This is a genomic window from Stutzerimonas kunmingensis, assembly GCF_021432085.1.
In the GTDB taxonomy this organism is placed as follows: domain Bacteria; phylum Pseudomonadota; class Gammaproteobacteria; order Pseudomonadales; family Pseudomonadaceae; genus Stutzerimonas.
This window is the reverse complement of record NZ_CP090366.1, coordinates 4,021,699-4,043,144: the sequence shown is the minus strand read 5'-3', so window position 1 is coordinate 4,043,144 and position 21,446 is coordinate 4,021,699. Positions and strand designations below refer to the sequence as shown.

Here is a 21,446-nt window from a genome sequence, read left to right as displayed (position 1 = left end):
CGAGCGGAGGGCTGGACCCGGCGGCGTCGCTGAGTCGTCCGTCAGCAGGGATAAACGAAAAAGCCGGGCAGTGCGCGGCTTTAAAGGTGGTGGGCCCACACGGACTCGAACCGTGGACCAAAGGATTATGAGGCAGTAAAAAGCACGTTTCTGGTCGTTTTCCGCCGTCTCCCGAAAAAAGCCGATTTAGCGCGTTATCCTGAAATCAAGGGGTTAGGTGTTTCCCCTTGGTTCTGGGTGTGGCCGGTCATGCCCTAAGAAACGGTACGCAAAACGGTACGCAAAATGGCAGAGGCATCGGGCAAGACGAGCAGTAGGAAGTTTGTAACGGATGTGGAGCTGAAGGCGCTACGGCCTGGTCAGACTGCGACCGATTCGCTGCCAGGCCGTGGTAGCGGATCAATCTTGTTCGAATGCCGTACCTCGGGAGCTGTCGAGGCCTACTACCGCCGCCGTGGTGAGGGTGGGCAGAAGGTCAAGATAGGTGTCTTCAAGAAAACGCTGAAGAGCCCAGGTCTCTCCCTTACTGAAATTCGCGAGCAAGCTGTCCGTCTCGCCAAGATTGCCGCAGAGCATGGCGACATCAAGGCCTATCAAGCCAAGTGTGCTGCTGAGGAGGAGGCTCGGCAGGCTGAGCGCCAACGCCAGCTGCACGAGCAGCAACGTCTCGCTGAAATCGAGGCTGCAAAAGGCACCTTTTCTGAGCTGTTCCGGGATTACATCGAAGATCGTAGGCGCTCGGGTGTATCAGCCCAGCAGCTCGATGAGTTTGAGCGCGTGCTACGTAACGACCTGGAGGGCGAGAAAGTAGTGTCCGTGGCCGACGATGGTCAGGAGCAGAAGCTCAATGTCATGGCTATGAAAGCTAAGGATGTCAGGCCTGAGCATGTGAATTTGCTGCTGAAACCAATCTGGGACAGAGGAGCGGGGCGTCAGACTGGCAAGGTTCGTTCGTTTCTCGTTGCAGCTTTCAGTTTTGGCTTAAAAGCTGAGCATCATATCGACCGAAGCAGTAATAAAAGCTACGGACTTCAGATGAATCCTGCTGATCCAGTGACTGTCCCGAACACATCAAAGCCTGGCGAGCGCGCTCTGACGGATAAGGAGCTGAAGCAATTTTGGCACACCATTACCAAGGTCGATTCGGTTGGTGCAATTATGGCGCGTGTCTTTCACTTTGCTTTTGCTACTGCAGGGCAGCGCCCCCTCCAGTTTATCCGTGAGCCTTGGACCAGCTACAACTTTCAAAAGAAGTACTTGAAGATCATCGATAGCAAAGGGCGTGGCAGTAAAAAACGTGCTCACTTCGTTCCCTTGAGCAACAGGGCTTTGCAGATACTTGAACAGGTTCGTGCCTTGCAGCCTCCAGGGGCCGTATACCCTTGGAGCGTTGGTGGACAAAAGCCGATTCACGCGTCCAGCCTGTCTCATGCGGTGACCGAGTGGTTTGCGACTGAGCATGCCAAGTTGGATGGCCAGCCCGTGCCGAAATTTACTCCGCGTGATATCCGGCGTACCTGCACACAGTTTATGCAGCGCCACGGCATCAAGGATTTCGATAGCGACGCGTTGCAGTCGCACGGACAAACAGGTGTTGTCGAGGTGCACTATCGCAATAACCCCGAAGCGAAATTGCCCCAAGTGCGCCCGACTATGGATGCATTTGATGCAGCGCTTGGTTGCCTGCTCGATAGTTCCGAGGAGGGTGACAATCAGGCTCAGCAGCTAGATTTGTTCGAGATTGGATAATTTTGCGTAAAGTCAAGTATTTTATTGATCAATTTCTGGTGCTGTGAAAATATACAGGTGTTGGGGTTATGCGGAGCCCCATGGTTAGCCGCTGTGTCGTTGTCTGCTTGATGCACTGCGGAAATGGAAAAGCAGAACCAATGCCTCGAAGGCACGATCCGTCTGAGTAGTTCACATGAGGAAAACATCACTACAGCTGCGTCTACATCACCCTGCTACCACCTCGATTTTGGAGGTGTCCTATGTCTGAGATGGTTCTATTGGATTTCAATGCCGTTAGCAGGAAAGTCGGCCTGAGTCGCAAAACCATCTACTGCCGTATTCGGGAAGGTGACTTCCCTAGACAGGTGAAGATAGGTCGAGCAAGCCGCTGGCTTCAGCATGAGATTGACGACTGGATAACCAGCGCAGCTGCAGCGAGATAGCAAAGAGGCCGGTCAAGTGACCGGCATTTTTTTGCCTACGTGGAGCATAGGATTTTCAGTCCTAAGCTCAGTGCCGAAAAAGTACGACAGGCTCAGAGCCTGTCGTACAACGAGGTTACTTAGACTTAGTCGGCGGGTAATTGCCGCGACCGCCTCCGGATTTGTTGCCTGTTTGGCTTGGCAGGTTAGGTACCACAGGACGAGAGGCTGGCTGAGGTGCCGGGCGGCTTGGGTTTTGTGGTTGTTTGCTCATGGCAATGCTTCCTGAATAAGTGAGTGGAACTACTTGCAAGCGCCTTCGACACGGCAAGCGCAGCTGGTCGGAACGTGGCATGCATGGTCATCGCCACAACGCATAGCTTGTGTTTCGTTGCCGCCACCGGGGTAGGCTCCGAAGTGTTTCTCGTACAGCGCCACCGTGTGGGCGAAGGCGTTTTTTAGCTCCTGATAGTCGTCCGGGCCGTAGATGCCGAAGTAGGGGTAGTGATCAATGAAGCGACTGAATACCTGCTGGCAGTCTTCGCGGTAGGCGCGGGTATCCAGGATGTGTGCATGCCAGATGGCATCCACTGCCTTGCTGGGCACCAATGCCACTGATGGATAGAAGCGCTTGAGGGTCAGAAAACGGCGGTATTCCAGCTCGGCCATATCCCACTCAGCCGCCGACATTTCAGCTTCCGAAGACTCGGTGTACTTGTGCTTCAGACGTTTGAAATCAAGGCGGCTGACATTCATGTCCAGGCCGTTGGCCGCGAGCAGCGGCTGATTTAGCGATACGAGTGCATTCATGGGTGTTTCTCCTGTGATTGAAGATTGCAGGCCTTGATAGGCCGCCTTCGCTTCAGCTCACGTTCGAAGCACTGACGGCTGACCAGTGCACAAGGTGCGTAGCCGGTCGCGGTGATTTGGTAGAGCAAACGCCAGTCGCTGCCTAGCTTGAAGCGCAGCAGGCCTTCACAGCAGCGCACGCGCTTACCGCCCAGAGCGGTAAAGGGCGTTCCGGATAAAAGGGCTTGATCAATGCCCTGGGCTTTGGCCTGGTGACAAGCGCTGACCTGATGAGGGCAGCTGTCGAGAATGGATTGGATGGTGTGCATGACTGGCTCCGTGTGTGATAACGGAACCAGTCTCGGTGTGTGGATTCCACAGCCAACAGGTCAGCGAAGAAAGTCCAACAGCTCATCAAACTCTCTCGCGTCCTGGTATTCAGTGATGATCAGGTCGCGATATTTCAGCAGCAGGGCATTATCTGTAACCACCCCGCAGGCCTTGTCATAGGCCTGGGTCAACTCACCATTGAAGTAGTGCGCCATCATGCTATCGCCCACCGAAAGCGCTGCCGTCTGGCTTGCCAGAGTTTTCAGCAGATTACCTTTGTGTGGCCCAAGCCCCATCTGTGGCCAGGCATCCGCAAATGGATTGGGCAGCTTCTCTTGGTTAAGGTCGGCTTCGATCAGCCGATCAAGCAGAGTGATCAGCTCCTGGCGCAGTAACCCAAGCCCTGCAACGGATTGGCGATCCAGGAATAGCTGTCGAGCCCAGTCCACATAAGCCAGCCGCTCAGAGCGCTCCCTTATCAGCAGAACTGCAATTTTGGGTACGCCAAACAGTCCTTGTAGAACGATGGCATTCCAGATCAACGCCTCATCGGCAGGGTTGATGTACCAGTGCTCGCGGCTACCTGTCGAGCCTGGCCCATTGGTTCTGCTCCGCTCCATAGCTATGAGTGGCGGTAATGTGGTTTTGAGCGCGCCGCGCCCCTTCACCGTTGCGCTGGCCAGAGCTTCAACTAGGGTATTCAGCGCAATTCTGAGGCTCCCATATTGCTTCTGGGATAGCGGCGCTGATAGTGGCGGGCAAAGTAGCCGTTCGAGCACCTCCGTGTGCTCTGGCCACTGACTTGAATTAGAACGCACAGGATTGCTTCAGCAGTGTTTCTACTGATGGCAGCTCTTCTGCAAAAGCTGGGTAGTCAGCGATGCGAGCAGCCTGTGTGTGCCAGTCGCTCTGGCTGCAGAAGCTGCTGCGCCGGTACTCATCAAGCACGCCACGGCAGTAACCTGCCCGTAGGGCCTCGGATGGGGACGTCACCAGGCCAGCTAACAGGTGTTGCTCGTCACGCTTGGCATAGATCCCCACCAATTCCTTACAGCTTTGAATCAGATGTTCTGGGTCGTCGTTTGCTTGTGCCGCAGGCAGGGCCAGGCTGAACAGCAAGCACATACAAATGATGGGCAGTGCATTAGCTTTCACAGGCCGGTCTCCTTGGCCGGGGCGAATAATTCAGGTTCAACTCGTGTATGCACGGTTGTAGGCTGAGAGAGGGAGGCGGGCACTGACTTCGGGATAGCGAGATACATGGCCAGCAAAACGCAGCCAAAGGCTAAAAGCTTGTCGAGAGGATCCTCCTGTACCAGCAGACGAAGCAGTTCGTCCGGATGCTCAATCTGAGCAAGCAAAGTCGCGCATGCACCCAATATCACGAGGCTCACGGTGGCCATTATTCCCTGGGCTATCAGCAAGCGACTCAGGCCAAGCCAGAAACCTGTGGAGAAATGTTGGCAATAGCGGATATGCCGCCACAACAACAACGCCAGCACTGGCATGAAGCCCCACTCCAGCAGGGAAAGATCTGCCAGGCCGTCGTCGTACTCAAAAATCATCCATGGCAGGCTTGCCAGCGTCAGCAGGCCAAGTAGCCATAGTCCGCTAACCTTAACGCCGCCCAGTATCGAGCGCAGACATTTGGTCAAACCGCTATCCAGCTTGCCAGCAAGGGATAGTTCGGGGTGATGCATATGTACTCCTTGTGAATCTTTTCGCGTAGCGCCTTTGCTGGTACCCGTTTCGGTTGCTATGTATCTAGGCCGATATCTTGTTGATCGCCTAGGGAAGTCTTCTTCAGAGCTTACTTAGTAGCGGGCCTATTAGTCCGGGATCAAGATTCATTGATTTGATTTTGTTGGTGATTTTGCTAATGGATGTTTCGCATAGCTTGATTTTGGCCATTGCAACTCCAAGAAGTAGGTCAAGAGCAGCTTCACCTTTCTCGTTGTCAAAGTGTTCTAATAGTTTTGATAAAATATCAGCAAAGTGATCGCTTAGCTGCTCATTTGAAGAGTAGTCAAGCTCTGAAAAAGTTGCTGTTCTCCAGAGGCATGATTGAAGCAATGGGTCATTGAATCTAATGAATACATCTGGCGATAGTACTGCCTGTTGGTAGATGTCACCCTTCAAAGAGTCCTCGGGAGCTAGGTTGATTTCGTCTCTTGCATGTTGAAGAATGGTTGAGATCATAAAATAAATCGATTCTGGTGAGACATTTTGCTCGCTATATTTGAAATCCCAAAATGCAAAGTGCCCTTGAGAATTTCAGCGGCTGGTTTGGGGCTCTGCCATTAATGCCGATTAGCCCGTTTAAGCCGGTAGAGCCTCTGTTCAGAGCGTTATATCGATCTTCCCAGAAATTATGATCTTCGTGAAAGCTGGCAATAAATTTACCTTCCATCTCCCAGCTTGATTTTTCATGCCTAAAGGGCATGCTGATTTTGCTCTTTGCAAAAAATTTATATTGATTGAAGTCGGGGCCGTAAATTAGTGACTTCTTGAATTGATCTCTTTGAGTTTCACCTTTGTAAAGTTGTATGAAGGTTGCGAATATTCGCATCCCATCGTGCTTGGCAATTCGAAGATCCCTGTTCAGGGACATGAATATATTGCCGCTCCCGATAACCGGTGCAAAGGCTAACAAGGCATCTTTTGATGAGTTGAATTTTTCGTCTATGGCATCTTTGTAGTCAATAATCTTAAGCGACTTGCCCATGTCGGGTAGTGCTTTTTTTATCGCTTTAGAGAAAAATCTGCTACTCACGTCGCTTGTGTCGATTACTAACCACTTCGTAGAAGCTGGTACATGATTTTTTACTAGTGCGGAAAGCCAGTTTTTTAATTCAGAGCTGCGATGTAGTTTCTCTGAGTTAATGTGGAACTCGCGGCGTGTATTGTTGGTTGTCTTTGTCTTGTGACAAGTAAAGGCGGTGGTGTTATGGAGTTCTTGGAATATCTTTGTATCAATGCTTTTACCATGTAGTTTCTTTATGACTACAGATCTGGGTTCAAGGTACTCTGCAGTAAAGTGTTCGCTAATTCTTTTTACGTGTATGTCGGATGTGAATTTTTCATTATGATGTTTGGATAGATCTGATATGTTTGAAAGAACTCTGTCGTGGTCTTTGTAAGATAGTATTGTTACTATTTGGTCGTCCTTTAGTCCCCATTCTGTTTTTGTTTTTTCCATGAGGCTGTTGCTAGTGGAGGCGGATATGATTACAAAAACAGAATTAGGGTTGTCAGGTTTGTTCTTCTCTAGTCCTGCATATGAGCTGAAGCTTTTGTGTGTGAAGCTTACGGCCTTGCCAAATTTCATTAGCATTAAGGCTAGATTGTTTATGATGTAAGATATTGATTGTGTGTCTAGGAGTATCTGCTTTATATTTGAGGTGTCTGCTGGGAGTTTTTTTAGTAGGCAAAAAGATAAAAATTTCTCTTCGCATGAGTCGGCACAAAGTTTTGATGTGGCTAGAAATTCACGGCGCTCGCGCTCGGATGGCTTCCTGAAAGTTGTGCCAGGTGGTGCTAGTTCTATTGTTTCGTTTTTTTGGGCAAGAAACATTAACCCTGTTTGGCAAAGTTTATCCCTGAATTTCGATAGGCTTTGTGCGTCCCACTCTATATTGTTTTCGCATGATAAATTGCCAGAGCTGTCGAAGGCGAGTAGTGAGAAAGGAACTAAGGGTCCATATCGCTCTGCATTCTTTAGTGCAATACTGTCTTTTTTGAATATTTTTTTTATCTTATCGTTTGCGTATTTTGGGTATATTAGTGTGACTTGGTCGGGGCGAAAATTTTTTTCGTAAACCTGTTCTATAATTTCGGCATATTCAGCTTCGCTGAGTGTTTCTGAGTCTGGGAATATACAGAGGAATACTTCTTTTTTTTCTTTGATCTTATAATTGAGTTCGAAGCTCAGCATGCTCAGGGATCTCAATTGTTCTTGAAGAGAGGGATGATGAATGTGAAGACGGAGCCGTATGCATGTGCGCCAGCTTCTTTTATATCGTCCTTCGTGACATGATAGGACTTGAGATTTGATGTGAATGCTTTTTCAATTATTGTGTTGCCAGTTCTTAGTCTAAACCAGCCGTTGAGTTCTGACAGTATGTTGAGAACAATATCGAGCCCGATTCCTGATGAAGGGCTTGATTTCGATGAGGAGTGTTTTTCAAAGCAATTCAGTATTGCTTTCGCCTCGATATCATGATCAATTGATGTTGAATTCTTGCGTAGCCATCTGCCGGAAAATCCTGGCCCGCTATCTAGAACAGTTATTTCAAGAAATCTTAGGTGCGTATCGATCTCTATGTTTTCGAATGTTGTGTTGAAATAGTTTTTAAGTGTGCTGTTTTGATCGGCTATTCGTAGGGCTTCTGCTTTTTTATGGCTGGTTACTTTTAGAAGTATGCCGCGTACATCTCTGGCGTATTCATTTCCTGATTCGTCATGTCGAGCATGTTCGTCGGTATTGAGAAATAGTTGACGAGTTGCCTGGCTTATTTTTGAGATGAGCTCTTTGTTTATTGCCCAGTTAGTGGTTTTTTGTGGTGCTATCGATTCGATTGATTTTTCTATTATTTCTTCGAAACGTGTTTGGTTGACAATTTTTTCATTGTTATAAAGCGGTTCAATTAATCCGGAAAAGCTACCGCTTTTTATGCATGGAAGATCTACTTTGAATCCTTTAAAAGTGTTTGCCAGTTCTAGGTTCTTCAAGGCAGCGATTCTGGGTATGGCGGCTTGGAGTGACTCTGATTTATGGACCTGTGTTGTACCGTCCAGGCAGAGAATTTTTCTCGATAGCGCTAAAGCAGCCATGCCGTAAAAAGATTCGCATAAGCTAGAGAAGCCTTTCTGTTTTTCGTTAGGATCAACATAAGTGTGGAATGTTGGTTCTTTTTGATTTCTTGCCCACGTGGCGATTAGCTGTGTTAGTGCTGCTTCGGTTCCAAAACCGCCGCTGTATTTTATTTTGTTCGGCAGGCGGAGCTTTGTCTCTTCGCTTTTTGTAAGCTCTTTAAGATGGTGTTCTATTGCGGCTAAAGAAAGCTCTTTTTCTATGCTTAAAGTTTTCAACCTTTTTCCCTTTCGTAGTAGGGCTAAATCTCAAGAGTAGATGGGGGAGGGTAGAGTTGGATAAGCTGTAAAAATATGCTTATAAACCTCTTCTGCTTTGGCTATGACTTCGCTTTCGTCATACAGCGCAACCGGAAGGCCTGTTCGGTCATCCCATAAAAAGTTGCGGATCGCTATTTGAACAGCGTCCCTTGTGCTTTCTTTTTCACGCCAATTTTCTATGCCTAACTTTTCGCTTTTTAACGTGGCGAGTAAGTCCTTAGATATGGCCTTTATCCGCTCAATTTCTTTTTTAACCAAATTCGGTTTCTTGATTAGGTCGAAAATAGCCAAGGTCTCGGCGTTCAGCCCTTCGCGCGCGGCGCGGTGTTCTTCTTCGCTGAGCGCTTCTACAAACTTGATGAGCACGTTGAAGCTGTGCTCAATAGTCTGCTGATCTTTCTCGCTGTTGTACGCTGCGACAATCTCTTCATAGTGCTGCTGGAAGTTAGTGCGTAGCGGGTTCTGGGCGAGCAGCTTGGCTAGCTTGTTTTCGATGATCTGCTTGAGGTTCTGTACTGTGGTCTTCTTCGCAGGGCTTCGTTCGAACTCGCGGCGGAGCAGGTCAAAGTCGATGCTGCTGATGTCGTAGACCGTATGGTCTTCCTTCTGCGGCAGGCCTTGGCTAGCGATGGCACCATCCATGGCCTCGTGCAGCTGGCGGATAAGGTCAGATATATCTGCTTGGTCGCGGTCTTTTTGCAGGCTTTTGTAGATGATGTTGATGGCACCTACATCGTTTCGAAAGTCGTTAAGGAGACACTGCATAAATAGCCAGCCGCCCCCACCCTTGGCACACTGAGCCCCCTCAACCAGCCCCCTCCATGAGCTTTGTTACGCGCGTGCAGAAGACCTTCTCCGAACTCGAATATACCGGCAAGAAAAAGCAGACTCGCCGAGATCGCTTCCTGGCTGACCTTGAACAGCTGGTGCCCTGGGCACAAGTGGAGGCGCAAGTGGCGCCGTTCTATAGCGACACCACAGGCAAGCGTGGACGCCCTGCGATTGGGTTGTCGCGCATGCTGCGCATGTATGTCGTGCAGCAGTGTTTCGGTCTCTCCGATGAAGGTACCGAAGATGCCGTCTACGACAGCCAGGCCATTCGTGGTTTCATCGGCATCGACCTGGGCCGTGAGTCGGCACCGGATGCCACTACCTTGTTGCGATTTCGCCGCTTGCTGGAAACCCATCAGCTAACGCGGGTGCTGTTTGAAACGATTAACCAGCATCTGGCCAGCCGGGGTCTGCTGCTCAAGGAAGGCACTATCGTCGACGCTACCCTGATCGCCGCGCCGCCCTCGGTCAAGAACCGAGAAGGTAAGCGTGATCCTGAGATGCATCAGGCCAAGAAAGGCAATCAATGGCACTTCGGGATGAAGGCCCACGTTGGTGTCGACGCCACATCGGGACTCGTGCACAGCGTGGTAGGGACTGCCGCCAACGTGGCGGATGTCACCCAGGTCGATCAGTTGCTGCACGGCGCCGAAACCTATGTTTCGGGTGACGCTGGATACACTGGTGCGGCCAAGCGACCGGAGCATGCTGAACGGGACGTTGTCTGGTCGATTGCAGCACGGCCAAGCAGTTACAAACATCACGGCAGAGACAGCGTGCTGTACCGAGTCAAGCGCAAAGTCGAATACGCCAAGGCGCAGCTGCGTGCCAAGGTCGAGCATCCCTTCCAGGTGATCAAGGTGCGCTTCAATCATCGTAAGGTTCGCTACCGTGGACTGGAAAAGAATACGGCGCAGTTGTTCAGTCTGTTTGGGTTGGCCAATCTGGTACTGGCCAAGCGGTATTTGCAACGGACGGCGGGATAAGTCCGTCCGAAAGGCGGGGCTGGCCCGCTAATCAGCAAAATCAGGGTAGAAATCGGCCCAAGAAACGCAGAATAAGGCCGGTAGGTTGAAAAAACCGGGTTGAAAAAGGGGGACGGTGAGAATTGGCTAATTGTTCAGCGTCTCCTTAACGCCGGGAATGGTCAGGCAGGCTTTGAATTTCTTGAAGACCTCACGCGCTTGGATTTCAAAGCGCTTGCGAGTCTGGTCGTTGTCGTTAATCGCTTCCTTGGCGGCAACAATCGCGGCGTTGCGGGCGAAGCCGGTTTTCTCGGTGATGTCGGCTAGCTTGAAGTCCTGCTCACTGAGATAGTCTCTGACCAGATCTATCGCCTCCGCCATCTCAGCTAATAATTCTTCGTTGGGGCGGGCGGGATCATCCTCAGTGCCATCACCTTCCGAGCCTGTAGCGAAGGTGGCGAGTGCTTTGCGCAGGTTCTTGAGGATGCCGCAGTAGTCGACGATCAGACCGTTGTTTTTGCCCTCATTGATCCGGTTGGCGCGGGCAATGGCTTGCATCAGCGTATGGGCCTTTAAAGGCTTGTCCAGATACAGCGTGGAAAGGCTTGGCACGTCGAAGCCGGTGAGCCACATGGCACAAACGATAGCGACGCGGAATGGGTGTGCCTCACGCTTGAAGGCTGACTCCATATCCAGGCGTTTGCCGTCGTCCAGTTCAAAGCCTTCTTTCATCAGCTTGCGGTGGGGCTTGATGTCGATGCCCCACTTGCTGAACTTGTCGACCTCACCTTGTTCTTCGCTGACCACTACGGCCATCAAGGTTTCGCGCATCCAGGCCAATTGCCGCTCGCGGAAGATCTGTTCTTGTTCATCGCTCGCGCTGCTCAGCTGCTTTTCCAGCTGAGTGATACGTTCTTGCCAGCGGTCGGCAATCAACGCGTGCATGCGGGCACAGGTGACTTTGTCGATACACACCAGCATGGCTTTGCCGGTTTCCCAGCCAGTTGAGTAATGCTCTACAAAGTCGGCGGCTATGCGCTCCAGGCGATGGCCGTCGGTGATGATGTGATACTCGCGCTTTAGCTCGCGCTCCAGTCGTTGCTGAACGTCAATGTCATCAATCTCAAGCTCTTCTAGCTTGGCGGCGATGCGCTCGTTCAGGTCAGTGGTGGCGATCCGTAATTTTTCGCCCCTGGCGTCATAGAACAGGGGAACGGTGGCTTTATCGTCGACTGCACGCTTGAAGTCATAGGTCGACAGGTATTCGCCAAATACGCGCCGAGTGATTTCGTCGTCCTTGAACAGCGGGGTGCCGGTGAAGCCGATAAAGCTGGCATTGGGGAGGGCATTGCGCAGGTTCAGGGAGAGGCGACCGTATTGGGTGCGATGAGCTTCGTCGGTCACCACAATGATGTCGTCACGGGTCGAGTAAGGCTTGCTCGGATCGACATCTTTGTTGAATTTCTGGATGAGGGTGAACAGCACTGATTTGTGTTGGCCAAGCAGTGCCTGCAAGTTGTCGCCACTTTCAGCGCGGCAGGGGTCTTTGTCGTGGTCCGCTAGTCCGCAGCCGGCAAAGGTTTTGTAGATCTGGCTGTCCAGGTCATCGCGATCAGTGCAGATCAGGAAGGTGAAATTGCCGCCCAGTAGGCGGTGTACCTTGCGCACGAAAAAGACAATGGAATAGCTCTTTCCCGAGCCTTGGGTGTGCCAGAAAACCCCCAGTCGTCGCTCCAGCTCTTCACGGTTGTGTACCGCTAGAATCGCTTTGTTCACGCCAAGGAATTGATGGTTGCGAGCGACAATTTTGACCAGCTTGCCCGATGACTCATCGAACAGAATGTAGTTCTCGAACAGATCCAGCAGGTTGCGTTTGCTACAGACCCCCTTGAGCAGGGTTTCCATATCCACCGCACCAGGCTCTGACTCGTCCAGGCGCTTCCACTCATGGAAGTAGTCGAATTTGCTACCCAGTGAACCAATCTTGGCGTCCACTCCATTGGCCAGCACGATGAAGGCGTTGTGGTCGAACAGATGCGGTACGGTGTCCTGGTAGTCGGCCAGGTTTTGCTCGTAAGCGGCGCGAATATCTTTGTTGAGGTTTTTTAGCTCCATGAAGAGCAACGGGATGCCATTCACCAAGCCCACGATGTCGGCGCGGCGTCGGTAGAGATCGCCGCGTATCCACAGCTCGCGCACCACCAAGAAATGGTTTTTCTCTGGCTGGTCGAAATTGAATACGCGCAGACGCTTTTTTTTCAGCTCGCCCTTGTCGTTATGAAAGCTCACCTGCACGCCATCGAGCAACTGATGATGCTTATCACGATTGGTGAGCATCTGAGATTGGGTGGCAGTGCGCTCTGCGATGATGCGTATGGCTTCGCGATACGCTGCCGTTGGAAGCCCTGGATTGAGCTCAAGCAAGGCTTCACCCAGGTAGCGGGTCAGCACAATCTCGCGGTCGCTCAAGCGACCCAAGGTGCCTTCGGGGCCAAAGGTTTCTTCGTTGTAGGCCAGCACAGAATGCCAACCAAGCTCGTCACGTAGATAGTCAGCAGTGGTTTGCTGAACCAAAGTGTCTTCGTTGTAGCTCACTAAGTCCCTTCCCCTGTGTGCAGCAGACCATTAGCTGGTCGATTCCCCTGAGGAAACCCATTTCAGTGCTTGAGCCTGCGGGGCTCATCCTTGAGCCTAATCTTCGCCCAAATGTGCACTGATTGGCACTCTTTTGCATAACAAGGCATTTGGCATAGCGGGGCCGGGATGGCATTGCTTGGCATTCCTATCGGACATAGCCAATCGCGCATCAAGAGATGTCCATTAGGGTGAAGTATATTTCGCGGGGCATTGGGGACGCCCTAAAAGACAAAGTCGATAGAAGTGGACAGGATTGCCCCGGCTTTGTCTTTTATGAGGTGTACTGTTTCAGCTGGTGTGGTCGGCTAACCAGTAGCGCCGCCAGCGACGCTCACCTTCTGGCCGAACCTGCTTCTGATCGATCAGCTCATCCAGCGCGCGTTTCACCGTACGGTCAGAGATCTCACCGCCGATACGGGTGTTTATTTCACTGGAGGATGAGCCAGGGTAGCGTTGCAAATCTTCCAAAATCAGCGCTCGCAATCGATGCGGCTCGATACGGGTAAGGGTGGTTTTGCCCTCCAGGCCGCTACCGCGTAGCCATTCGGGTGCTACGAAGTAGCGGGTTGCCTTGGTGCGTCCGCTTTCACTTACCAGTTGCCAATCACGCAGGCGGCCGAACCAGGGCTTTAGATCATCGGTTGAACTGAGTTCCAGGGCGGATGCCAGCTCGCTGGCAGTCATGCCTTCGTGCTGGGCGAGTAGCCCAAGAGTGATGCGCTCTCGGCGAGTGGGCTGAAAGCGCTCATCAACGGTTTTCAGTAAGCCGATCATTTCCGGGCGCACAATGCGGCGTCGGATGGTGATGCGAACGGAGTCCGGCCCTTCGCTGGTCTGCGGTGCTGGGCGACCCTGAGATAGCTGCACGTCGTACATCAGGTCGAAGCCGGTGCCTTCCTTCTCCATCATTTTCAAATCGTGGAAAAGTACGGCCATCCGGTCGTTACGGCGTCGGCTGGCATGCAGGATATTTCCTGGGGTTACGCCAAATGGCAGGCGGCCAGGGTTTACCACTTCGAGCCTATCTGGATGCAGGTTCAGGTAGATGTCACCGCGCTGGGTATAAGGGCGGTGTACCAGGGCATTGACCAATAGCTCACGTACCACTCGCTCATCGAAAGCAGGGATGTGCTGACGATAGAGTCCGTCGGGTAGTTCGTAGCTTTCGCGGAAGTCCGGCACCTCACGCCAGATGGCATCCACCAGCTCGATGGGCGACTGTTGATAGTCATCCCACAGCCACTTATTCACCTTGTCGCCATGCTCGTCGTATTTCAGCGCTTGAACCATTGGCGCAGTGCCGAGGCGGGCACGATCACGAGCTGTACCAAGTATTAGTACGCCGAGATTGGTCAGCCATTCACCGTCGGCCAAACCGTAGTGATCGAGCAGTTCGGAATCGCTCTTTTCCTTGGTGTTTGCCTTGACCCGATCCGAAGCGCGCAGGCGCTGCATTAACTCAGTATGTTTGCCTGCGTCGACGGCTGTGCGTGGCACCTGCAGGTTACTCAATGCTTCCCAGGGCACGCCGGGGCGCTCGTTAAGCAAGCGCATCACATCATCGCCTAGCACCGGCTGGCAGCTGTCGCCCACGCGCAGGAAATAGCGGCCGTCAGAGGTGGATGCGACACCAAAGGCCTTGGCTACTGTCAGCTCGACGTACTGGCCGCCGTTTTCGGCCGTTACCAGAAGTGGGGCAACAATGACGTTGACAGTGAGCTCTTGAACCCGGCGGCGCAGGGTATCCAGCAGTCCTGGCTCTACTCGTTGCTCAGCCGGTGGAAGCTCGGCACCGTCTTCGATGCCGATCAGCAACTTTCCGCCCGCGCTGTTGGCGAAGCAGACGCAATCGGAGGCCAGCTCCTGCCAATTGGCTGATTTGCCGGTCACCTTGCGCAGGGACTTGCGGTCGAGGTGCTGATCTTCGCGTGACATGCTGGTGTGCCCTTTGTTGTCAGCCAATCGACCAGGTCTCCTTGGCCAATTTAATGAGCCGCTCCTGGCGTGCTTTCAAGGCGTCTTCACTCCATTCAGCCAAGGCGCAAATTTCTTTGGTCAGGTCGAAGGAGACTTTTTTGTCTCGGTCCAAGTAGATCTTCTTTTTGCGATCAAAGTCGAAGTACTGCGCTTTGTAGTTTTTGCTACCGCTCAGCATGGCCAGGTTGCCAAGGCGATGGAGCCAGAGGCCATGATTCTCAGGGCTGAACCGATCCTTCCAATAAGCATCTTTCAACGCCTGTGGCATGACGTGCTCAATGGTCAGTCGACCACTAAACGTCTTCGTGACTGAGTCATCCTGCGCGGCTTCTTCCAGGCGCAAGAGCACTGCCGCGTCAAACGGTTTGCCGTAGATCTCGCCACCTAGGAGATTGATGAATTCATCATTGTTGGCGTGGGCTCTGAAAATGCCGCCCACCTCATCAACAGTTTTCCCTGCTTTGATAGCGTTAATCAGCTTGAAGTAAACGGTCAGGCGAGCGGTGCGCCCAAGACGACGTACCCAGTTCTGCATGGTGATTCGCTCCAGCAGGCTTAGGAACTGGGCCTCGGTCAGATCGTCCACTGGCTGGTTCAGGAACGCGAGCAGAGGCGGTATCCATTCGTCATAGCTGACGCGCCAGAGGGCGTTAAGGGCCCGCACTGATGCGGCATCTTGAAAGTCGATATCCCAGATACGCATGAAATTTTTGGCAGAGAGAATGACCTGGTCCAGGAAGGCGAAAGGGCCACCGACGAAGCCTTCGATAATCGGGCGGTATTCCTCATGCAGGGAGCCCCTGGCTTTGGCTGCCATCAGCGAGGTGCGGTGATGGCTGAGGAAGCTATCCAGTAGCTCGATGCCCACAATCTCTTCCAACTCCAGCCACCGATCCTCCAGCTCATTGCTGAGGTTTTGTTGGCTGCCTAGCTCGCTGAAAAGGGTGTTCTTGATCAGGTCTGCGTTTGACAGAGACATGCCACGGGCATTGAGCACATTGAACAGGCGGTAAGCGGACTTTAGAGACTCAGTTTTGACGAAAACTACGTACACCTTCATTAGCAAATAGTTGGCGAAAAGCTTGAGGGTTTGCTGATCTTTTTGCCCTAGGAACGAGTCGATAGCTTCAAGATTTTCTGTGATGCGCTGTTGAGGGGCATCGAGTTTGCTGCGTTCCGCTGGCAGAGGGAGAGGCTGCGAGTCGAGAACATGGCGGCGGAAAAAGCTCTGATCTTTACGGCGCAGTAGCAGGCGAGGTGTTTCCGTTTCACCTGTCAGCTCATTGCGGGGTAACACGCGCTTACCCAGTACGGCTTTAGCGGCACCATCTTCAATGTGATCACGCAGGCGGGCGAGGATGAGGTTGAGCGTCGTCAGGCGCTGCTGGCCGTCGACTACGTCGTAGCGTTTACCCTTTTCAATCTCGATGGTGATGAGAGAGCCAATAAAGTATTCCTCATCGCTATTGCCATAAGCTTCCCAGACATCTTCTAGCAGCTGCTGGACGTTCTCCGCCTTCCAGGAGTAAGGGCGCTGGTACGGGGGGATTTCGTAGCAGATTTGGTCGGTGAGGATATGCCCAACAGTGCTTTCTTCGGCTTTCATCTGGTTCCATCCAAAAGTTAAACAGTAATTTCGCCATTCATTAGGCGGGGTATAAGTAAATCGCGGGCTTGGGCGAGTTTTTGATTCAGTTCTTCTAGTTTTTCAATCTGCTGGCGTATGGGGGCGGCAGCTAGTAAAAATTCATTCAGTATTCTGGGGCTTGGTATTATTAGTGGGCGGCTGTGAGCTAGGTCTCGATTAAGGCCGGGTACAGCAACATCGGTGTTGATAAACTGCATAAATTGCAGAGCGTAGTAAAGGTAGAGATTGGCCTTGTCAGTATCGATGAAATAAACCGTATCAATAGGCCAGCAGTCTCGACTAGACCAATAAACGCTACCGACATTTCCTTTACGGCCAACAATAATAGCCGGCCCCTTTGCCAGCGCAGCATTATGAGAGCCTACGATTCCGCTGGAACCATAAACTGCGAAGTTCCCTTCAATGCGGTTTTCTGCTTTAAGAGCTTTGCCATAGTTGAGCTTGCTGTATTGGCCAAGGGAGGTTTTCTCCCAGTCTTCAGGTACGCCATTCGTAATGACAGCATGTTCATGCCCTGGGAAGCGTAGGTGGATGAACCATTCGCGATACAGCAGGCGGCCCGACTCTTCAAGTAGTTCAATGCGTCGAGTGTTATTTTTGATCAGCTCGTCATAGTTCTCCAATAAGCAGGAAATTCTATTCTGAGTGTCGAGTGGTGGAATTTTAACTTGGAGCGATAGTGCTCTTTCTCTATTTAGCCCCGGAACAGCAGCATCAGTATTTAGTGATGATAAAGGGAGCGACTTTAGAAGGTAATAAGAGAATTTTAGCTGGGCTTTTTCTGGGTATACATCTACATAGTAAACGGTATCAATTGGGAAGAAGTCTTTCTGCTCAAAAAATACTGAGCCAACAGTCCCCTTGCGGCCGACAATTACTCCTGGTCCTTTAACTAATTCTAGGTTGTGGAATCCACCTATCCCTCCAGAACCGTAGACGGGGATATCCCCGTTCTGTCTATCACGTTCTGGTAGAGACTTCCCATACATTAGTTTCAAGATGTCTCGAAGATAATACTGATTCCAGTTCATGCACCCAGCCCCTCGAAGTTGTGTGCAATCTTCTTCGCAAGCTCTGTCGCCTCTTCATTCAGGCCCAGTAGCTCGATATGGATATCACTCAGTGCTTGTTCGAAGTCGAAGTCTTCGTCTTGCTCTTCTGGCGCTATACCTACATAGCGGCCTGGAGTAAGTGACCAGTCGTTCTCGGCGATCTCCGTCAGACTGACGAGTTTGACCAATCCAGGTATATCGCGCAGTTCAGCAGTTGGGAATCGCTCTTGTAACCAGTGGGCGGCTTTCCAGTAGTGGCGAACTTTCTTAAGGGCTTCCACTAACGCTTTGCGCGACTCTTCGGCAGTCTTACGGTTTCGGTTTAGCTCGCGGTTGGCTAGACTCCCACTTTCATGCGAAGACGGCACGTGGTCATCAATTAAGCGGCTGGCGAGCTTGCAGAGCAGGTCGGCATCCTTGACTAGATCGCGGCTATGTTCGGCCAGACTTTTGAGCTTGTTTCCAGCCGCAAGTAGCATCGCATTGGTAGGGGTTACATCCTCCCAAAAGCTGTTGCAGGCTTTGGCATCGTTATCGAAGGCTCCTGCTTCTGCGCAGTAGTCGGCGATAGCTGCTTCCAGCTCGACCAGGGATTTGCTCATTGCTGTACTACCTGCTGCCAAGATCGCTGGCTTGATTTGAGCAGTCAGGGCGTCGATGGCGTTGCGCAGGGCGATCAGGGGCTCGCCACAGTTGCGGGCGGCTGCAAGCGTTTCGTCCAGGTGTTCTGCAACCAAGTTGAGGAAGCGCTGCTGCTCGCCCCGATAGAGCCAGACGATGGCAGTAAGGTTAGCCAGCTGTTCAGGGGCGAAGTCATAAATCTTGCGCGTGACCTTGCGATAGGTGTTACGCGCATCGAGCATCAGTACATGGTCTTTGTGCTCGGCAGGCTTGGCTTTGTCGAAGAACCACAACTCGCAAGGTACGGTGCGGGTGTAGAAGAAGTTAGAACGAATGGCGACCATGGCGTCGACATGGCCGGTTTCCACCAGTTTCTGTCGTACACGGGCTTCGTCGCGGCCTGCGCTGGAGGCCTGGGATGACATCACAAAGCCGGCCCGGCCCTTGTCGTTCAGGTAGCTGTAGAAGTAGGAGATCCACAGGTAGTTACCGTTACTGACCTTGTTGCCCTTGTTTACGCCAGGCAAGCCGAAGGGCAGGCGCGGATCGTTTTTGACTGCATCGGCGTCCACCTCGTCGACGTTGAAGGGGGGGTTGGCCATCACGAAGTCGGCTTTGTGCAGTAGCTCGTGCGGGTCTTCGTAGTAGCTGATGGCTTTCTGAATATCACCACTCAGGCCATGCACGGCCAGATTCATCTTGGCCAGGCGGATGGTGGTGGCGTTTTTCTCTGCGCCGTAGAAGGTCAACAGCTCGTTGGGGTTCTGCTTCAAGCGCTCTACGAAATGCGCGCTCTGTACGAACATGCCGCCAGAGCCGCACGCGGGGTCGAGCACCTTGCCGTGGTCGGGTTCGATGATGTTGGTGATCATACGAACCAGCGAGACAGGGGTGAAAAACTCACCACCATCGTGTGCGCCAACGTCAGCAAAGGCAGTGAGGAAGTATTCGTAGATGCGGCCGAAGATGTCACCGGTAGCCTTCTTCAGTTCCTCGGGGTTGAGGGTGCGAAGCAGTTGACCGAGTACGCTGTTTTCCAGCTGCTGATACTCTGCTTTTGGCAATACGCCAGCTAGGGAGCTGTAGTCGGCCTCGATGCTTTCCATCGCGCTGATGAGGGCTTGGGCGCGGTCGGCACTATCCGGCAAGCCAACCAGGGTGTCGAACTGCGCGTGGGGTTGCAGATAAATCGCGCCGCGCTGGGAAAAGTCTTCTTTGGTGACCTCTCGCGTTTTGCCGCCCCGGCTGGGCAGGCTGGCAATGATGTCATCCTTAACGGCCAGGTAGCGGCTGTAAGCATGGCGTAGAAAGATCAGGCCCATAACCGGCATGAAGTATTCATTGGCCGCGTAGTTGGAGTTGGCGCGCAGGGTGTCGGCGGCAGACCAGAGACGCTTTTCGATTGCCTCGATGTTTTCCAATTGGGCCATGGTGCGGTAGTCCGTTGCTGAATCAGTGATTGTCCGTTGCCTTGGCAGTGCCGGGCGAGTGTGGGCATTTTATAAAAAACTACTGGTCTTGGTGGTTTCGATATCTGTTTGTTCTATCGCTGATGATCTCCATCCAATTGATGTTCGAATGAAACTGTTCGGGTTATGCACCTCCAACCAATTTGCGCTCGAAGCTTCGCCCCCGAGGATTGATTGGGGCACAATGTCGACCCGCTCCACCACTTGCTCTTGATCAAGTGGAAAGGCTTCTTAGGGGTGCATCTTCGATAGGCCGCGCCGTTGCCTCATCTCCCAATACCAATGGCCTCTGGCTGCTGTGGGAAACACAATCTCTCCCTGAATGCAGCCTTGGCCATATCTCGGAGGCTTTTGTGGCTGACGAATGCTCGTCAGATCAGCGCTCTCTGCGGAGCGGATATGGCACTTCATGCCATTGCCCAGCCGACCATCACCATAAACGCTGATCGACGAGATGGACTGGTGCCCCATGATGTAAGCCATGCTTTCTGGGCTTTCTCCGGATGCTTTCAGAATTGACCCCATCTGGTGCCGGAAGCTTTTCAGCGTTGGCTGCTTTTTCCTCCTAGGCCAGAGGCGTCGGCACTCCTTGCGCAGGCAATCTCTGATGGCGGTATTAGTGCGTGGGCACCCGGCCATCCACCGCGCTGCCCAGTCCACCAACTTCAGCGTTCTTGGTTTGTCGATTACCAAGGTGCGGTCAGCGCCACGGTGCAGTTCAGCCGATTTCTTGCCTCCAATGATGTGCACGTGGTTGCCGGAGACAGTGATCGTGCGCATCTCGCATGGGCGTACACCGAGGCAATAAGCGAGCACCAGTGATGCGGCTTCGTCGAGATTACCGCCTGCGCGCAGGTGCTGGTGCAGCAATTTAAAGTCTTCGAAGGGGACTTTCCGAATCTGCCCCGGCTTGGGCTTTTTCGCTATCTGACTGCCTGGTGCCGTGACTGGGTTGACCAGCGCTCTGATGGTGTTTGCTGCCTCGATGTTTCGCCGGGCAAGCTGGTCATTCACCAGGGTGTTCTTGAGGGTGCTGAACGCATTCGGTCGATAGTCCGGCGCACAGGCAAGCAAAGCCGCGCAGATCTGCGCTGAAGTTGGATCGTCCTCACCGCAGTGATTCCGATAGAAGTTTTGTGCTCGGGTTTGGTACCGCTGCAAGGTCGTTGGCTGCATGGCTGTCATCTCTCTTCTTGTTGTTTTGATGACAAAGCTAAGCCGCTTCGCGAAAGGCGTTGTGTCAGTTCGGCCTACACTGAAATGCACTACGCCTTCGCTTCGTTTTTTCTCGTTCCGTCCGAACTGCCCCAACGCCCTCTTACTCGCGCCGCGAGTAAGAGGTGCGCGCTCTCACTCACGCGACACGCTTCATCTTTATTCAGCGTGCGCTGTGAGCAAAAGCGCGCGCAAGCTTTTTGTCATCAAAATCAAGAAGCAGCCAGCGCGGGGCGCTGAACGGGCGATCCTGGTGAAACGATTCGCCAGCGTATCGCTGATGCGCCGAAAGCGGTGCATTCAAAATGCTAGCCAAAAGGTGGCGATTTGATTATGAAATAAGTCATTGGAGTTGTTATTTTTCAATGACTTAAACGATTGTATAACCGGAAAAAGCAGTGCCAGTACTGGCACGTTTAGTGCCACAACTGGCCTGCTCGGTGACGATTCAGGCTTGATTCAGCGCCGTATTGGGCACTCAAACTGCCGCTAGCGGCACGATGCTCGTGTCGCAGGACTGTGTTGCGACATACAGGGCGTGTCGCTGCGACATGGCCAAGGTGTCGCAGCATGCGTGTGCGATACTCCGAGTGTGTCGTATATGTGGTTCTGCGACACTCACTGAG

At 52.4% G+C, this 21,446-nt stretch carries 18 protein-coding genes; 3 read left to right on the top strand and 15 right to left on the bottom strand.

Annotated features, from left to right (window positions below; translation table 11 throughout):
• The first annotated feature begins 285 nt into the window (after positions 1–285).
• Positions 286–1,749, top strand: a complete 1,464-nt coding sequence (locus tag LW136_RS19290; protein ID WP_234173654.1) for a site-specific integrase — start codon at positions 286–288, stop codon at positions 1,747–1,749.
• Positions 1,750–1,991: 242 nt separating this feature from the next.
• Positions 1,992–2,174: a helix-turn-helix transcriptional regulator gene (locus tag LW136_RS19285; protein WP_336512875.1), complete on the top strand. Its 183-nt coding sequence runs from the start codon at positions 1,992–1,994 to the stop codon at positions 2,172–2,174.
• Between the two features lie 282 nt (positions 2,175–2,456).
• Here LW136_RS19285 and LW136_RS19280 read toward each other — a convergent pair whose 3' ends face one another.
• The 9 genes from LW136_RS19280 to LW136_RS19240 all read right to left on the bottom strand — a co-directional run bounded on the left by LW136_RS19280 (position 2,457) and on the right by LW136_RS19240 (position 9,170).
• On the bottom strand, positions 2,457–2,963 hold the full coding sequence (locus tag LW136_RS19280; protein ID WP_234173651.1) for a glycine-rich domain-containing protein: 507 nt from the start codon (positions 2,961–2,963) through the stop codon (positions 2,457–2,459).
• Complete coding sequence (locus tag LW136_RS19275; protein ID WP_234173650.1) at positions 2,960–3,271, bottom strand: ParE family toxin-like protein; 312 nt, start codon at positions 3,269–3,271, stop codon at positions 2,960–2,962. The genes LW136_RS19280 and LW136_RS19275 overlap by 4 nt, the downstream gene beginning before the upstream one ends.
• A 60-nt stretch (positions 3,272–3,331) precedes the next feature.
• Positions 3,332–4,051 (bottom strand): hypothetical protein, encoded by a 720-nt coding sequence (locus LW136_RS19270; RefSeq protein ID WP_234173648.1) that lies wholly within the window; start codon positions 4,049–4,051, stop codon positions 3,332–3,334.
• A 28-nt stretch (positions 4,052–4,079) separates the two neighbouring features.
• Positions 4,080–4,427, bottom strand: a complete 348-nt coding sequence (locus LW136_RS19265) for a hypothetical protein (RefSeq protein WP_234173645.1) — start codon at positions 4,425–4,427, stop codon at positions 4,080–4,082.
• A complete protein-coding gene (locus LW136_RS19260) occupies positions 4,424–4,972 on the bottom strand; it encodes a hypothetical protein (RefSeq protein WP_234173643.1) in 549 nt (182 codons plus the stop codon). The genes LW136_RS19265 and LW136_RS19260 overlap by 4 nt, the downstream gene beginning before the upstream one ends.
• 103 nt (positions 4,973–5,075) lie before the next feature.
• The gene (locus tag LW136_RS19255) at positions 5,076–5,471 is read right to left on the bottom strand and encodes a hypothetical protein (protein ID WP_234173641.1); all 396 of its coding nucleotides are present in this window, start codon (positions 5,469–5,471) and stop codon (positions 5,076–5,078) included.
• A 34-nt stretch (positions 5,472–5,505) separates the two neighbouring features.
• The gene (locus LW136_RS19250; protein WP_234173638.1) at positions 5,506–7,206 is read right to left on the bottom strand and encodes a hypothetical protein; all 1,701 of its coding nucleotides are present in this window, start codon (positions 7,204–7,206) and stop codon (positions 5,506–5,508) included.
• 11 nt (positions 7,207–7,217) lie between these two features.
• Positions 7,218–8,363 (bottom strand): hypothetical protein, encoded by a 1,146-nt coding sequence (locus LW136_RS19245; protein ID WP_234173636.1) that lies wholly within the window; start codon positions 8,361–8,363, stop codon positions 7,218–7,220.
• A gap of 30 nt (positions 8,364–8,393) precedes the next feature.
• On the bottom strand, positions 8,394–9,170 hold the full coding sequence (locus LW136_RS19240) for a type I restriction enzyme endonuclease domain-containing protein (protein ID WP_234173635.1): 777 nt from the start codon (positions 9,168–9,170) through the stop codon (positions 8,394–8,396).
• 56 nt (positions 9,171–9,226) lie between these two features.
• Here LW136_RS19240 and LW136_RS19235 point away from each other — a divergent pair, with 56 nt between their 5' ends.
• On the top strand, positions 9,227–10,222 hold the full coding sequence (locus LW136_RS19235; protein ID WP_017246247.1) for an IS5-like element ISPsp6 family transposase: 996 nt from the start codon (positions 9,227–9,229) through the stop codon (positions 10,220–10,222).
• 126 nt (positions 10,223–10,348) lie between these two features.
• On the opposite strand, the gene LW136_RS19230 is transcribed toward LW136_RS19235, so the two are convergent.
• The 6 genes from LW136_RS19230 to LW136_RS19205 all read right to left on the bottom strand — a co-directional run bounded on the left by LW136_RS19230 (position 10,349) and on the right by LW136_RS19205 (position 20,790).
• Positions 10,349–12,796 carry a type I restriction endonuclease subunit R gene (locus LW136_RS19230; protein WP_234173633.1) on the bottom strand — a complete coding sequence of 816 codons (2,448 nt, stop codon included), beginning with the start codon at positions 12,794–12,796 and terminating at the stop codon, positions 10,349–10,351.
• Between the two features lie 330 nt (positions 12,797–13,126).
• Positions 13,127–14,800 carry an ATP-binding protein gene (locus LW136_RS19225; RefSeq protein WP_234173631.1) on the bottom strand — a complete coding sequence of 558 codons (1,674 nt, stop codon included), beginning with the start codon at positions 14,798–14,800 and terminating at the stop codon, positions 13,127–13,129.
• Positions 14,793–16,421 carry a DUF262 domain-containing protein gene (locus tag LW136_RS19220; RefSeq protein WP_234173629.1) on the bottom strand — a complete coding sequence of 543 codons (1,629 nt, stop codon included), beginning with the start codon at positions 16,419–16,421 and terminating at the stop codon, positions 14,793–14,795. The genes LW136_RS19225 and LW136_RS19220 overlap by 8 nt, the downstream gene beginning before the upstream one ends.
• 17 nt (positions 16,422–16,438) lie before the next feature.
• Positions 16,439–17,494, bottom strand: coding sequence for a restriction endonuclease subunit S (locus LW136_RS19215; RefSeq protein WP_234173626.1), 1,056 nt, complete (start codon positions 17,492–17,494; stop codon positions 16,439–16,441).
• A complete protein-coding gene (locus LW136_RS19210; RefSeq protein WP_234173624.1) occupies positions 17,491–19,566 on the bottom strand; it encodes a class I SAM-dependent DNA methyltransferase in 2,076 nt (691 codons plus the stop codon). The genes LW136_RS19215 and LW136_RS19210 overlap by 4 nt, the downstream gene beginning before the upstream one ends.
• A 270-nt stretch (positions 19,567–19,836) precedes the next feature.
• Entirely contained in the window at positions 19,837–20,790 is a 954-nt protein-coding gene (locus LW136_RS19205; protein WP_234173622.1) for a site-specific integrase, read from the bottom strand.
• Positions 20,791–21,446: the final 656 nt, after the last annotated feature.

Bases quoted from the DNA above. Each gene is read 5' to 3' on its own strand.
- LW136_RS19290 (WP_234173654.1), top strand. From the start codon at position 286: ATGGCAGAGGCATCGGGCAAGACGAGCAGTAGGAAGTTTGTAACGGAT.
- LW136_RS19285 (WP_336512875.1), top strand. From the start codon at position 1,992: ATGTCTGAGATGGTTCTATTGGATTTCAATGCCGTTAGCAGGAAAGTC.
- LW136_RS19280 (WP_234173651.1), bottom strand. From the start codon at position 2,963: ATGAATGCACTCGTATCGCTAAATCAGCCGCTGCTCGCGGCCAACGGC.
- LW136_RS19275 (WP_234173650.1), bottom strand. From the start codon at position 3,271: ATGCACACCATCCAATCCATTCTCGACAGCTGCCCTCATCAGGTCAGC.
- LW136_RS19260 (WP_234173643.1), bottom strand. From the start codon at position 4,972: ATGCATCACCCCGAACTATCCCTTGCTGGCAAGCTGGATAGCGGTTTG.
- LW136_RS19255 (WP_234173641.1), bottom strand. From the start codon at position 5,471: ATGATCTCAACCATTCTTCAACATGCAAGAGACGAAATCAACCTAGCT.
- LW136_RS19250 (WP_234173638.1), bottom strand. From the start codon at position 7,206: ATGCTGAGCTTCGAACTCAATTATAAGATCAAAGAAAAAAAAGAAGTA.
- LW136_RS19240 (WP_234173635.1), bottom strand. From the start codon at position 9,170: ATGCAGTGTCTCCTTAACGACTTTCGAAACGATGTAGGTGCCATCAAC.
- LW136_RS19235 (WP_017246247.1), top strand. From the start codon at position 9,227: ATGAGCTTTGTTACGCGCGTGCAGAAGACCTTCTCCGAACTCGAATAT.
- LW136_RS19220 (WP_234173629.1), bottom strand. From the start codon at position 16,421: ATGAAAGCCGAAGAAAGCACTGTTGGGCATATCCTCACCGACCAAATC.
- LW136_RS19215 (WP_234173626.1), bottom strand. From the start codon at position 17,494: ATGAACTGGAATCAGTATTATCTTCGAGACATCTTGAAACTAATGTAT.
- LW136_RS19210 (WP_234173624.1), bottom strand. From the start codon at position 19,566: ATGGCCCAATTGGAAAACATCGAGGCAATCGAAAAGCGTCTCTGGTCT.
- LW136_RS19205 (WP_234173622.1), bottom strand. From the start codon at position 20,790: ATGACAGCCATGCAGCCAACGACCTTGCAGCGGTACCAAACCCGAGCA.